General features: G+C 71.5%; 12 protein-coding genes. 8 read left to right on the top strand and 4 right to left on the bottom strand.

Features of this window, described 5'->3' with window-relative positions; genetic code table 11:
* Positions 1 to 3: 3 nt before the first annotated feature.
* The gene (locus HF323_RS05930; protein ID WP_169581662.1) at positions 4 to 1,335 is read right to left on the bottom strand and encodes an O-antigen ligase family protein; all 1,332 of its coding nucleotides are present in this window, start codon (positions 1,333 to 1,335) and stop codon (positions 4 to 6) included.
* Positions 1,332 to 2,732 (bottom strand): O-antigen ligase family protein, encoded by a 1,401-nt coding sequence (locus tag HF323_RS05925; protein WP_169581661.1) that lies wholly within the window; start codon positions 2,730 to 2,732, stop codon positions 1,332 to 1,334. The genes HF323_RS05930 and HF323_RS05925 overlap by 4 nt, the downstream gene beginning before the upstream one ends.
* A 76-nt stretch (positions 2,733 to 2,808) precedes the next feature.
* Here HF323_RS05925 and manA point away from each other — a divergent pair, with 76 nt between their 5' ends.
* The 4 genes from manA to HF323_RS05905 all read left to right on the top strand — a co-directional run bounded on the left by manA (position 2,809) and on the right by HF323_RS05905 (position 8,825).
* The gene (gene manA, locus HF323_RS05920; RefSeq protein ID WP_169581660.1) at positions 2,809 to 3,969 is read left to right on the top strand and encodes a mannose-6-phosphate isomerase, class I; all 1,161 of its coding nucleotides are present in this window, start codon (positions 2,809 to 2,811) and stop codon (positions 3,967 to 3,969) included.
* Between the two features lie 171 nt (positions 3,970 to 4,140).
* Positions 4,141 to 4,467 (top strand): WhiB family transcriptional regulator, encoded by a 327-nt coding sequence (locus HF323_RS05915; RefSeq protein ID WP_169581659.1) that lies wholly within the window; start codon positions 4,141 to 4,143, stop codon positions 4,465 to 4,467.
* Positions 4,468 to 4,557: 90 nt separating this feature from the next.
* The gene (locus HF323_RS05910) at positions 4,558 to 7,410 is read left to right on the top strand and encodes a glycosyltransferase (protein ID WP_169581658.1); all 2,853 of its coding nucleotides are present in this window, start codon (positions 4,558 to 4,560) and stop codon (positions 7,408 to 7,410) included.
* Positions 7,407 to 8,825 carry a DUF5719 family protein gene (locus HF323_RS05905; RefSeq protein ID WP_169581657.1) on the top strand — a complete coding sequence of 473 codons (1,419 nt, stop codon included), beginning with the start codon at positions 7,407 to 7,409 and terminating at the stop codon, positions 8,823 to 8,825. Before HF323_RS05910 ends, HF323_RS05905 begins: the two co-directional genes overlap by 4 nt.
* A 9-nt stretch (positions 8,826 to 8,834) precedes the next feature.
* On the opposite strand, the gene HF323_RS05900 is transcribed toward HF323_RS05905, so the two are convergent.
* Positions 8,835 to 9,275: a metallopeptidase family protein gene (locus HF323_RS05900; RefSeq protein WP_188241651.1), complete on the bottom strand. Its 441-nt coding sequence runs from the start codon at positions 9,273 to 9,275 to the stop codon at positions 8,835 to 8,837.
* A gap of 146 nt (positions 9,276 to 9,421) precedes the next feature.
* Between HF323_RS05900 and HF323_RS05895 the strand changes: the two genes are divergently transcribed.
* On the top strand, positions 9,422 to 9,628 hold the full coding sequence (locus tag HF323_RS05895) for a DUF3499 family protein (protein ID WP_169581656.1): 207 nt from the start codon (positions 9,422 to 9,424) through the stop codon (positions 9,626 to 9,628).
* Positions 9,629 to 9,682: 54 nt separating this feature from the next.
* On the top strand, positions 9,683 to 11,158 hold the full coding sequence (gene ahcY, locus HF323_RS05890; protein ID WP_169581655.1) for an adenosylhomocysteinase: 1,476 nt from the start codon (positions 9,683 to 9,685) through the stop codon (positions 11,156 to 11,158).
* A 34-nt stretch (positions 11,159 to 11,192) separates the two neighbouring features.
* Here ahcY and HF323_RS05885 read toward each other — a convergent pair whose 3' ends face one another.
* Positions 11,193 to 12,038, bottom strand: a complete 846-nt coding sequence (locus HF323_RS05885; protein WP_169581654.1) for an RDD family protein — start codon at positions 12,036 to 12,038, stop codon at positions 11,193 to 11,195.
* A 16-nt stretch (positions 12,039 to 12,054) separates the two neighbouring features.
* On the opposite strand from HF323_RS05885, the gene HF323_RS05880 reads away from it, so the two are divergent.
* Together HF323_RS05880 and HF323_RS05875 are read left to right on the top strand one after the other, a co-directional pair.
* On the top strand, positions 12,055 to 13,050 hold the full coding sequence (locus HF323_RS05880) for a stage II sporulation protein M (RefSeq protein ID WP_169581653.1): 996 nt from the start codon (positions 12,055 to 12,057) through the stop codon (positions 13,048 to 13,050).
* A 48-nt stretch (positions 13,051 to 13,098) separates the two neighbouring features.
* Positions 13,099 to 13,545, top strand: coding sequence for a Fur family transcriptional regulator (locus HF323_RS05875; protein WP_169581652.1), 447 nt, complete (start codon positions 13,099 to 13,101; stop codon positions 13,543 to 13,545).
* Positions 13,546 to 13,549 lie beyond the last annotated feature (4 nt).

Raw genomic sequence — 13,549 nt, 5'->3', positions numbered from 1 at the left:
CGCTCAGCCGCGGGGTGCGGCGTCTTCGAAGTCGTGCGGCAAGCCGCCGTCGGTTCCCGGGGCGTCGATGCGCTCGCGCCAGGACCGCGACAACCCGGCGCGGACGGCGCACAGGACGAGCATCATCCAGCCGATGCCGACCAGCGTGAAGCTCTCGAACATCGAGTCGATGAGGAGGGCGATCAGGATGAGCGGCGTCCAGGCGTAGATCACGGAGCGACGCTCACTCGCTGCGAGCCACGCGCGCACGAGAGCGATGGCGGCCATCGCTGCGAACAGGAGCAGCCCGATCCATCCGAGCTGGAGGAGAACGTCGAAGTAGGCGTTGAGCCCCGTGGCATGGGTCGAGTCGAGCAGGTAGTTGATGATGTTGAAGGGCTGCTCGCGAGGACTCCACGCCCCGTACCATCCCCAGCCCTGCACCGGCTCGAAACGCACGAAGTCGACCATCATGTTCCAGAGGTTGACCCTCATGGAGAAGTCGGTGCCCGCGCCGAGCCACGCGATGATCGGGTGGCGGGCGAAATAGCCGACGACCAGCCCGACGACGACGAGGGCTCCCAGCCCCAGCTGCAGCGCGCCGCGATGCTGAGGCTTCGTGTGCCGCACGAGGGCCAGGACGGCGACGGACAATCCGACGCCGACCGCCAGGACGAGAACGGTGGGGGAGTCGCTCAGCGCTGCGAGCCCGCCGGCCAGGACCACCGACGCGAACGAGACGCCGGGGCGCACGGACTGGGTCCGGTACTCGATCAGGAACGTGATCAGCGCGAGGACCGCGACGAACCCGAGCATGTTGCGCGTGCCGAAGATCCCCTGCACCGGTCCGAGCAGGGCGAGGTTCCCCTGAACCCCCAGAAAGCGCAGGGGGGTGTCGAGGAGGACACCCGACAGCACTTCCACGACGAGCGACGCCGCCAGCAGCACGCGAAGCACGTCGCCCAGCGCCCTCGCGGTCTGGAGGGTGTCGCGGACGTGCCCGATCACGACGGCGAGGAACGCCAGTGCGAGCGTCGTCACCCAGCTCCAGAACGATGTGGCGGCATCGGTGCTCCAGAAGACGCTGGCCAGCGCCCACCCGAGGAACAGGACGAGCGTCGTGGGCACCAGTCGGACCAGCGAGATCTCGTCCCGGCGCGCCACGAGCACGGCGACGCCGATCACGCACAAGCCGGCGATGACCGTCACGTAGGTCACGCGTCCGCTCATCCGCTCGATCGCGAAGGAGCCGAACACGGCGCCCAGCACGGCGACCGTGTAGGCGCGCGCGAACCCTGCCGAGGCCAGCAGCGTCTTCAACCACCCCGACGCCGCGTGCGAGGCGTGCGATGTCATGACGCCTGCTTCGCGGGCTCGCCCCGCTCGATGGCGGCACTCTGCTCCGCCGGTCCCTCGCCGACGTGCGGCGACTGCTTGATCTTGGCGCCGAGCATGACGACGAACAGCCAGCCCCACAGCAGGAGCGGGCTGGACTCGGCGAGCCCCTGGACGAGCACGATCGCGCCCACGAGCGTCGGGAGCAGCGTCACCGCGGAGTACGGCCGATCGTCGCGCAGGTCCCATCGAGGGCGGTCGACCGCGAAGAACCACGATCGCCACACGAAGGCGAGGTAGAGGAGCCCGAGCAGCACGACGCCCACGATGCCCAGCTGCATGAGGATGTCGACCCACATGTTGTGCGCCTGCAGGACCGTCTGGCCGTGGTCGATGATCCAGCCGTCGAAAGCCGGGTCCCACGGCGCCCACGGTGTCGCGTAGCCCCACCCCAGCCAGGGTCGTTCCGACCATCGTCCGAGTACTGCCTCCCAGATGCGCTCGCGTCCGGTGAGGTCGGCGCTTCGACCCAGCGCCGTGAAGATGGTGTCGCGCAGCAGGGAGAGGGCGGTGAGGCCGCCGATCCCCACGACGGCGTAGGCGAGGTAGTAGCGTGTCCGCTCACCGGGCCGCGTGGCGCGGCGCATCAGCAGCACGGTCACCAGGACGATGCCGACACCGGCGGCGGCGACGTAGGCCGTCGCCGACGACGCGCGCACGAAGAGGAAGGCCGAGAGTCCGATCCACGCCCACAGCAGCCCCCGCCGCGGTGCGCCGAGGGCGATGCGGATGCCGAAGACGACGATGGCCAGCAGCGCGACCGGTGCGAGCAGGTTGGCGTTGCCCATGATGCCCTGCAGGCGTCCGCCCCAGTCGAAGAGGTTGTTTCGAGACCAGTACTCGATCGGGTCGTCGGCCTCGCCGACGATGAAGCCGGGCAGGATCGGTGCCTGCACGAACACGGCGACCCACAGCTCGAACAGGATCGAGAGCGCCAGCACCCACTTGAGGGCGGAGGCGGCGGCGCGCACGAGCTCCCGCCACGTGAGCACGCTCCCGATGAAGAGCGCCTGGATCGTGGTGATCCACAGCAGGAGGAGGGTCAGTGCCGTCGTCTGGGGCCACGCCGACCACAGCAGCGACAGGGTCGCCCACGCCACGAAGGCCACGACGAACCAGGGGAGTCGCCGCCACTGCACCGGCGGACGGATGAGGAACCACAGGACGACCGACAGCACGCCGCCGCCGATCGTGATGACGGCGGCGGGCAGCTCGCCGAAGGCGTGCACCCACGCGGTCCCCGAGAGCGCCATGAACATGACGAAGATGCACCACCCGCGCAGCATGAGGTGCCCTGTCTTCTCCCGGACGGGGGGCGTCGGCGGTGCCGACGCCGGGTGCTTCGAGTGGAGGGCCATCGCTCACAGGTTACCCCCGGCATCCTGCGGGTCCTCTGCGCCAGGAGCGCTGTCGCGGGAACCGTAGGCTGAACTCATGCTGGTGCCTCTGACCAATGAGCCACGCGACTATTCGTGGGGGTCGACGACCCTGATCCCGGCCCTCGAGGGGCGGGTGCCTTCCGATCGCCCCGAGGCGGAGGTGTGGTTCGGCGACCACCCCGCTGCGCCGGCGAGGACCCCGGCGGGCGCGAGGCTCGATGAGTGGCTCGCCGAGGCCGGGCACGAGCCGCTGCCGTATCTGCTGAAGCTGCTGGCTGCGGCATCCGCTCTGTCGATTCAGGCGCACCCGTCCAAGAGTCAGGCGGCGGCGGGCTTCGCCCGGGAGGAGGCATCCGGGCTCGCGCGCGACGCCGCCGACCGAACGTACCGGGACGCCAACCACAAGCCCGAGCTGATCGTCGCGGTGAGCGACGAGTTCCGTGCCCTCGCCGGGATGCGCGACCTCGCAGACAGCCGCCGGCTCGCGGCGGCGCTCGGCCCGGGTGGGCGCCCGCTCGTCGAGCGGCTGGAGGCGTCGGATGCCTCGCCTCGCGCTCTCGTCGCCTGGGCTCTGTCTGCCGAGGCCTGCGACGAGGTGGGCGCAGTGATCGCCGCGGCTCTCACCGCGAGGTCGGAGGAGTTCGCGCAGGAGCTGGAGCTGGCGCGCACCCTCCACGCGGGCTTCCCCGGTGACCCGGGGATCGTCGTCGCCCTGCTGATGAACCTGGTGACGCTCCGTCGCGGCCAGGGCCTGTTCGTCCCGGCCGGCGTGCTGCACGCCTACCTCGAGGGACTCGGTGTCGAGATCATGGCGGCCAGCGACAACGTGCTCCGTGGGGGTCTGACTCCCAAGCACATCGATGTCGGCGAGCTGGTGGACGTGCTGGTCGACGCGACCGGTTCGCTGTCCCCGGCCGAGCCGCGCCGGGTGGCGGCGAACGTCGCGCAGTACGACGTCCCGGTGCCGGACTTCTCTCTCCGGCGCGTGGTTCTCGAGGAGGGCGACGTCGCCGAGATCGCGGTCGGCGGCGGCCCGGCGATCCTGCTGGCGACCTCCGGCTCGCCGTCGGTCTCCGCGACCGAGGGCGAACCGGAGACCCTGCGACCGGGTGCTGCGCTTCTCGCTGCCGACGAGACGACGGTGCGCGTGACGGGGCCCGGGGAGGTCTTCGTCGCCGCCCGAGGGGAAAGCGCCGAGCCCGATCCTGTGCGCTGACGGAACTCTCATCGGACCGTTATCGGACGACGCCGGTGCCCCGGCGCGTCGCGAACGTTCAAGACGGACTTGAGCCTTTAATATCTGCGACTTGACCTCAGGGAACTACACGAGTGTAATTACTCGTACACGCATCACCGCGTGGAGGGGGATCCCCGGGGGGAGAACGAGATGACTGCTTCGCACTACCGTTCTGGCGTTCCCGACAACTGGTTCGTCGATCCAGTCCAGCTCGGCGTTCCGGGTGTCCGGCGCCCTGCGGATGTCGAGGACGACAACCCGCTGGCGTGGCAGACCGATGCCCTGTGCTCGCAGACCGATCCGGAGGCGTTCTTCCCTGAGAAGGGCGGTTCGACGCGGGATGCCAAGCGCATCTGCACCACGTGCGACGTGCGTTCCGAGTGCCTCGAGTACGCGCTGCAGAACGACGAGCGATTCGGCATCTGGGGCGGCCTCAGCGAGCGCGAGCGCCGCAAGCTCAAGCGTCGCGCCGGCTGAGGACGGGCCGACGGGCTGAGGGCGTTCGATCCGCCACGCCCGGCGCGTGCGCCGCGACAGGCGCGCATCGGTGCCTAGGCTGAGGACGTCATGCCCGCCCGAGTTCACGCCATCCTCGTCGTGCGTCCAGACGGGCGCACGCCCGCCGCGTACCACCTGCGGCGCACCCTGGCGGCGCTTTCGGAGCAGACCCGGAGGGTCGACGTGCTCACGATCGTGCTGTGCGGCGGCGACGACACCCTCGCGGAGGTGGCCCGATCGTCCGCCGCGGAATCGGTGGTGACCGCGCCGGCCTCCACGGGGTTCGCGACCGCGGCGTCGCTCGTCACGCCGCGTGTGGACGGGGACGCTGTGTGGCTGCTGGCCCAGGACACCGCGCCGGAGCGCGAGGCGCTGACGCGCCTGGCGGGGGCGCTCGAACTGTCTCCGTCTGCCGCCATGGCCGCCCCCAAGCTCGTGCGGTGGGACGACCGGTCCGAGATCGTGTCGCTGGGCGTGACCATGACCGCTCTGGGTCGCAGTGTCGGACTCGCGGACGGGGAACTGGATCAGGGTCAGCACGACGGACGGGACGATGTGCTCGGCGCGGACGTGAGGGGCCTGCTCGTACGCACGGACGCGTGGCGCGAGCTCGGCGGTCTCGACGAAGCGCTCCACGGTGCGGACGAGGGGCTGGATCTCGGCGTTCGCGCACATCTGGCCGGCGCTCGGGTCGCACTGGCGCCGTCCGCACTGGTGGCGACGGCCGGCGACGGCGTCGCCGGGCTCCCCACCCCCCTCACCGGGCAGCGTCGCCGCCGGATCGCGTACGCGCAGCGGGTCGCCCAGCTGCATCGGCGACTCGTCTATGCGCCCGCGATCGCCGTGGCGCTGCATTGGCTTGCGATCCTTCCCCTCGCGCTCTGGCGCACCGTGGTGGACCTGGTTCGCAAGGAGCCGGGGAGCATCCTTCCCGAGTGGGGCGCCGCGGCGGTCGCGATGGTGCGTCCGGCTGCCGTCGCGCGCAGCCGCCGTCGCCTTGCCGCGACCAGGCGGACGGGCTGGGCGCAACTGGCCCCCCTGCGGGTGTCGTCGTCGGAGATCCGGGAACGCTTCGGGGAGGATCCGGTCGAGCCGATCGCCGGCGCGTCCCGGCGGGGTGACCTGCGCTTCTTCGCCGGTGGGGGAGCATGGCTCGTTCTCGCCGCGCTCCTCCTGTCGATCGCCGCGTTCACGGCCCTTCTCGCATGGCCGGTTCTCGGTGGCGGCGCGCTGCAGCCGCTGCGCTCGACCGTCGCGCTGCTGTGGGCGGACGCGGTGTTCGGACAGCGCGCGCTCGGACTGGACACGATCGGCCCGGCGGACCCGTTCGCGGCCGTGATGGCGGTGCTCGGGTCGCTGTCTCCGTGGGAGCCGTCGCGCGCGATCGTCGTGCTGTGGGTGCTCGCCCTTCCGCTCGCCGCCTTGGGCGGGTGGTTCGCCGCGTCGAGGGTGACCGAGCGGTCGGTGCTCCGCCTGACCGTCGGCGCCCTGTGGACGCTATCGCCCGCGCTCCTCATCGCCCTGACGCACGGACGCCCTGCGGCGGTCCTCGCTCACCTTCTCCTTCCGTGGCTGTTCCTGGCCGGCTCGGTCGCGCACCGCTCGTGGGCGGGCGCCGGCACCACTTCGCTCCTCCTGGCCGCCGTCCTCGCTGCAGCCCCGGTGCTCGCGCCGGCGCTCGTGGTGCTGTGGGCGGCCTCGATCGTGCTGGCGGTGGTTCTGCGCGGCGGGCGCGGGGTCGCCCGAATCGTGTGGACGGTCATTCCGACCGTGGCCCTCTTCGGGCCGCTGATCTGGAGCGCGATCCGTCGTGGCGAGCTGTGGGGGCTGCTGTCGGATCCCGGGGTTCCCTGGGCGGGACCGCAAGTGGGTGCGGATGCCGCGGGCCGCGCGCTCCTTGCCGCGGGCATCCCGACCGCCGACCTGGCCGGGTGGACCGGCATCCTTCCCGAAGGGCCGGTCTGGTGGGTGCCGTTGCTGGCGGCCCCGATCGCCGTGCTGGCGCTGGCCGCCCCGCTCACGCAGCGGTGGGCCGCCGGGGTGGTGCTGCTCGGCATCACCGCGCTCGGAATGGGGACGGCCTTCGCGGCCGTGGGTATCGCGGTGTCGTTCGATCAGTCGCTGCCGGTCTCGATCTGGCCCGGCACCGGTCTCAGCCTCGCGTGGCTGGGTGCCGTCGGAGGCGCCGTCGTGACCCTCGATGCGGGACTCGCGCCACGGGTGCAGGTCCTGCGGGGACTGCTGGCCACGGTCATGATCGCCGCCGCGATCGTGCTGGCCTACCCGTCCCTCACGGCCATGGCTCGCGGCGTGACCCCGTTGGCGAACGGACCCGAGAGCACACTCCCGGCCTACGTCGCCGCCGAGGGCCGGGATGACCCCGACGTCGGCACCATCGTGCTCACGCCCCAGAACAACGGCGGGGTGTCCGCGCAGGTCGTGTGGGGCGGAAGCGAGACGCTGGGCGGCCAGACGACCCTCCTGTCGACGAGGACGGAGCCGGCACCCGAGGACCAGGGAATGGCCGAGCTGGCCGCCGACCTCGTGACGTCCTCCGCCGAGAACGTCGTCGCTGATCTCGCCGACCGCGGCGTCGCCTTCGTGCTGCTCGCCCCGGCGCTTGCGCCCGAGTCCGATGCTGCGCGAACCATGCGCCTCTCGGCGACCACCTCGCTCGATCAGCGTGATTCCCTCGACGCCGTGGGTGAGACGACCAAGGGCTCGCTGTGGCGGGTCACCACCGAACTCGGTGAGCGGCCGGCGGTCGCGGCATCCGTCCACGCCACCGCCGCCGCGCTCGGAGCGATCCAGACCGCGGTCCTCATCGCGGGGCTCCTCCTCGCCCTGCCGACCGCGGCATCGCGGCGGGAGGCGCGGCGGACGCCGCGCGTCGTCGGCCCGCACTGGCAGGAGGGCCGATGAGCGACCGGCGCGTCTTCAGGTGGGCGACGACCAGCACGCGGCTTCTGGTCGGATCGGTGGTGTCGGCAGCCGCCGTCGTGGGCGTGGTCGCCGCCGTCGCCCTGCCGTGGCCGACGATCGAGCGGGAGCCGGCGAGCATCTCGGCGGTTCCCGCCCCCGCGCCGGCGGTCGTCGCGTGTGACGGGGGACTGCTGTCCGTCGGGCGGGACCTGACCAACGCGGAGTCGTTCGCCGTCGCGACCCCCCAGCGCCTCACCTCCGGCGTGACCGACGGCGCCGAGCCGCCGCAGGAGGCGGTCCTCGAGGTGGCGGGCCTGACCTCCGGCGAGGGGCCCGCCGTCTTCACCTCGCCTCCGGCGGGCCGGGAGCGGGTCGATGTCGCCGCTGCGGGATCCTCGATCGCCGGCGACCCGGACCTCGCGGGGTTCGCCGCGTCCGCCTGCCGGCCTCCGCTGCTGGAGTCGTGGCTCGTCGGCGGCTCCGGCGAGACAGGAGCGTCCGATCTCATCCTGATCTCCAATCCCGGTTCCGTGCCGGCAACGGTTCAGCTGACGGTGTACGGTGCCGCGGGCGAGCAGACGCCGCCCGGCGGATCCGACCTCGTCGTCCCCCCGGGGACGCAGCGGGTCGTGCCGCTGGCCGGACTCGTCCTCGGAGAGCAGAGCCCCGTCGTGCGGGTCTCGGCGGTGGGTGCGCCGGTTCACGCGTCGCTGCAGGCGAGCATCACGCGCGTGCTCACGCCGGGCGGTGTGGAGCAGGTCGGTGCGATCCCGGAGCCGGAGACCGCCCTGACGATCACCGGCGTCGCGGTGACGCGGGCCCCGGGGGAGGAGGGCGCGTCGGACGCTGCCACCGTGCTGCGGCTGCTGTCACCGTCCGCAGACGGCGACGCGACGGTCACGGTCACCCCGGTCGGACGCGAGGAGCCGGCCCGGGACCCGGAGACGGTCCCGCTCGTGGCCGGTGAACCCGTCGAGATCGCGCTGGGCGGCCTCGGGGTGGGCACCTACACCGTCACGGTCGAGGGCGAGACGCCGGTGGTGGCGGCGGTGTGGCAGACGACGGGCTTCGACGAGGGCGACGACTTCGCCTGGTACACGCCGTCGCCGCTGGTCACCCTGCCGAGCCTGTTCGCCACTCCGAGCGGCCCGCCCCCCGCGGTCACGCTGGTCAACCCGGCTGACGAGCCCGTGGACGTGTCGGTCAGCTCCGACGACGGGTCGTATCGCCTGGACGTCACGGTGCCCGCGGGCGGCAGCATGACCGCGCGCCTCTCGCCTCGGACCGTCTATGTCCTCGATCCGGGCGAGGGGCAGATCCGCGCGGGGCTGGCGCTGACGGGTGACGGTGCGCTCGCCGGCATTCCGGTGTGGCCGGCGGATGCCGCGTCCCCCGCGATCGTCGTGTACCCGTAGCCCCGGCGGTCAGAAGAAGCGGAAGCGCTCCGGACCGAGATCCCACGGGTCGCGCTCGAGGTACTCGGCAGCCGCGCGGAACACGCAGCTCTCGATCATCATCCGGCGGTGCAGGTCGTCGTTGCGGTGGAGGTGGCTGAGGCGCTCGATCGGCACGCGGTAGAGGATGATGCGCTTCGCCTCCCGCAGCACCGTCCAGCGCGGGATGCCGTCCTCGTCGGTGGCCGGCGGCATGTCGCCGATCTCGAAGCTCACGTCGCGGAGATCCGACCACGCCGAGCGCAGGAACTCCGCGGCGGTCCCGACGGCGAGGTCGAAGCGGTCGATCCTCGTGTCGAGCGGCGGCAGCGGCGGTCGCACGACCGGGCTGCGGTCCTCGCGGCCGTGGCGGCCGTGCCGGGACCGGCGCCGCGTCGGCTGTTCAGTGCTCCGGGTCCGCCGCCACGCCATGCGTCCATCCTAGGTCCGCCAAGGCGGGCGCCGGTGGGCCTCACGTCGCCTCGCGTTCGCGGCGGCGGTCCGAGGCGGCGCGGTGGATCCGCGGCGGTGGGCGCGGCATCCCGCCCCCGGCTCATCTCGCGGATAGGGTCCTACTGATGCGCGAGAGACTCTGCTCCAAAGTGGGATGCGCCCGCGAGGCCGTGACGACGCTGACCTTCGACTACGGCGACCAGATGGCCGCGCTCGGCCCGCTCGGCGGCGGCGGCGACCCGCACGCCCACGACCTGTGCGCGATCCACACCGACCGGCTCTCGGTTCCCAAGGGCTGGGTGGTCGTGCGCCACGAGACGCTCCGCGTCTGACCTTTCGCGTCGGCGGCCAGGCATCCCCTCGCCGACGAGTGCGAGAATGGGCGGATGCCGACCGAATCGCCCGCCGCCGCCGTCGTCCGCACGCTCGAGTACGAGGTCGCCGATCTCGCCCTCGCCGAGGCCGGCCGGCATCAGCTCCGCCTTGCCGAGAACGAGATGCCCGGACTCATGGCGCTGCGCGAGGAGTTCGGTCCGCTGCAGCCGCTGCGGGGCGCCCGGATCGCGGGCTCGCTTCACATGACGGTGCAGACTGCCGTGCTCATCGAGACGCTGGTCGCCCTCGGGGCCCAGGTGCGCTGGGCGAGCTGCAACATCTTCTCCACGCAGGACGAAGCGGCTGCCGCTGTCGTGGTCGGGCCCGCCGGCACCGTCGATGCTCCCGCGGGCGTGCCGGTCTTCGCCTGGAAGGGCGAGACGCTCGAGGAGTACTGGCGACTCGCTGACCGCATCTTCGACTGGTCGGCAGAGGGCGCGGACGGCCCGAACCTCATCCTCGATGACGGTGGGGATGCGACACTCCTCGTCCACAAGGGCGTCGAGTTCGAGAAGGCCGGGGCGGTTCCGGATGCCTCGCCCGCCGACTCCGCCGAATACCGGATCGTGCTCGCCACGCTGCGGGAGAGCCTGGCACGCGATCCGCAGCGCTTCACGCGGATGGCCGCCGAGCTCATCGGGGTCACCGAGGAGACCACGACCGGCGTTCACCGACTGTACGAACTCGCGGCTGCGGATCGCCTCCTCTTCCCCGCGATCAACGTCAACGACTCGGTCACCAAGTCGAAGTTCGACAACACCTACGGGATCCGTCACTCCCTGCCCGACGGGCTCAACCGCGCCACGGATGTGCTCATCGGCGGCAAGGTGGCGTTCGTCGCCGGCTATGGCGACGTCGGGAAGGGGTCCGCGGAGGCGCTCCGCGGGCAGGGGGCCCGTGTGATCGTCGGCGAGGTCGATCCCATCTGCGCGCTGCAGGCCGCGATGGACGGCTTCCAGGTCGCGCGACTCGAGTCGGTGATCGATCAGGTCGACATCGTGGTGACCGGGACTGGCAACACGCGCGTCGTCACCGCCGAGCACCTTCTCGCGCTCAAGCACCTCGCGATCGTGGCGAACGTCGGGCACTTCGACGACGAGATCGACATGGCCGGCCTCGCGGCGATTCCGGGGGCGGAGCGGGTCGAGATCAAGCCTCAGGTGCACGAGTGGCGCCTGCCCAACGGGCGCAGCGTGCTGGTTCTCAGCGAGGGACGCCTGATGAACCTCGGCAATGCCACGGGTCACCCGTCGTTCGTCATGAGCGCGTCCTTCACCAACCAGGTGCTCGCACAGATCGAGCTCTACACGAAGCGGGAGCACTATCGCGTCGGCGTGTACACGCTGCCCAAGACCCTCGACGAGAAGGTCGCACGACTGCACCTCGCGGCTCTCGGCGTCGAGCTCACGACGCTGACGCAGGAGCAGGCGGCGTATATCGGCGTGCCGGTGGAGGGACCCTACAAGCTCGACCACTACCGGTACTGAACGCCGGCGAGGGACGTTTCGCAGCCGAAGCCGGTCAGTGCTGGGGGAAACCCCGCGGAGCTGCGGCGACCGCCGAGGTGAGAGCCGAGACGCGGGCGGTCTCGAGCTGGAGCGCACGCAGTTCGCGACCGCGACGTACCGCCACGACACCCATGATGAAGGTCTCGGGGTCGACGGCGGGGACGGGCGCGACGTGTTCGGCCGCTTCGGCGGCGAGGGAGGCGGCGACCCGCGCCCGCGCCGCCGGCTGCATGTTGCGCGCGGAGGCGCCGAACTGCGCCAGCCGCCGCGCCAGCCGCTCGGGCAGTCGCGCGATGTCGACGATCGCCGCCCACTCGACCAGGGGTAGGGGCACGCCGAAGCCCGTGGTCTCGAGGGACGGGGTGCGGGTGCGCTCGGAGTAGGTTCCCGCGAGGAGATCCCCGAGTCGCTGAGAGCGCGGAGTGAACGCTCCGACCAGCGCGGCGACGGCCCCGAAGGTGAACCACAGCTCGAAGACCCCCACGAGCGCGCGGATGAACGCGTGGCGGAAGCCGGTCGCACCGCCGTCGCTGCGGACGATCCGCCCGCCGACGACGAGCTTGCCGACGCTGCGCCCCCGCGACATGGTCTCTACGACGGTGGGGATCACCACGAGCACCAAGACGATCACCCCGATGGTGAGGATCGTCACGGTGGACTCGTCCACGGCGCCGATGCTCATCAGCCACGCCGTCAGGAGCACGAACATGAACAGCAGGGCGATGCCGATGAGCATGTCGATGAGCACGCCGAGGGCGCGGAGGAAGTATCCGACGGGCTGAACGTCGAGGGCCACCGCCTCGCCGGTGAGCACCTCGTCCTGATGGATGTCGATCAGCACGGGGCGGGCTTCGGGCATGGGTACAGTAAACCGCATGGACCTCGATGCGCTCACCGCGGCCAGGCGCGCGGAATGGGCGCGGCTCGACGAGCTCAGCCGCCGGCGGCGGCTCACCGGGCCGGAGGTCGACGAGCTCGTCGACCGATACCGTGCGGCGTCGGCCGACCTCGCCGATGCCAAGACCTCCGTCGGGCGCAGTGCGCAGGGCGATCACATCTCGACCATGCTGGCGCGAGCGCGGCTGCGCCTGACCGGCGCTCCCGAGAACGTCCTGAAGCAGATCCCGCGTTTCTTCGCGCTTCAGCTGCCGGCCGCGCTCTATCGCGTGCGCTGGGTGACGCTCGCGGTGGCCGTCGGGTTCGTCGCCGTCGGCGTGGTCGTGGCGCTCTGGGTGTCGGGCGATGCGGCGCTGGTCGCCACGCTGGGCAGTCGGATGCAGCTCGAGGAATACGCCGAGAACGACTTCGTCGACTACTACAGCGAGAACCATCCCGCCGCGTTCGCGGGCACTGTCTGGACAAACAATGCGTGGATCGCCATGCAGTGCGTCCTGTTCGGAATCACGGGCATCTGGCCCATCTTCGTGCTCGTGCAGAACGCCGTCGGGGTCGGCATGGCCGCGGCCGTCATGCTCTCGTTCGGTCGCGGGGACATCTTCCTGCTCTACATCGCACCCCATGGCCTGCTCGAGATGACATCGCTCTTCGTGGCGGCCGCCGCGGGCCTGGGCATCTTCTGGGCGTGGGTGGCGCCGGGTCGCCGCACCCGCGGTGAGGCGCTCGCCTCGGCGGGGCGCTCGCTGGCCACGATCGCCATCGGTCTGGTGTTCGCGCTGGCGGTCGCCGGTCTCATCGAGGGGTTCGTCACGGCCCAGCCCTGGCCGTGGCCGGTGAAGATCGGCATCGGCGCTGCGGCGCTGGCGGCCTTCCTCACCTACATGATCGTCGTCGGAGGACGGGCGTACCGCCGGGGCGAGACCGGCGATCTCACAGAGTACGAAGCAGGCACGCCGACGCTGGTCGCCGGGTGATTCATCCGCTCGTCTTTTGATCGGTTCAAAAGAGACTAGGCTGAGGGCATGACCTCGCTCCCGCTCGCCGCGCCCGACGCGAGCGAGCGCATTCGCGCCGCGGGGCTTCGCGTGACCGACTCCCGTCGCGCCGTCGTCGAGGCCCTCGAGCAGCGACCGCATGCGAGTGCCGACGAGCTGTACACGCTCGTGGCGGTCTCGGTGCCCCACACCAGTCTGCAGTCGGTGTACAACGCGCTCGGCGACTTCGTCGACGCCGGAATCGTGCGCCGCATCGAGCCTGCGGGGCGCCCGGGGCTCTTCGAGCTTCGCGTCGACGACAACCACCATCACCTCGTGTGCTCCGAATGCGGCGCCATCGAGGACGTCGACTGCGCCGTCGGCCCCGCACCCTGTCTGACGCCCGCCGACAATCGCGGTTTCACCCTGCGCGCCGCCGAAGTGACGTTCTGGGGCGTCTGCCCCGCCTGCGCCGAGGCATCCGCCGGCGCCTGAAGAC

The sequence above is a fragment of the Microbacterium sp. MF43 genome, from assembly GCF_012847295.1.
Taxonomy (GTDB): Bacteria; Actinomycetota; Actinomycetes; order Actinomycetales; family Microbacteriaceae; genus Microbacterium.
This window is presented reverse-complemented; position numbering and strand designations above follow the sequence as displayed.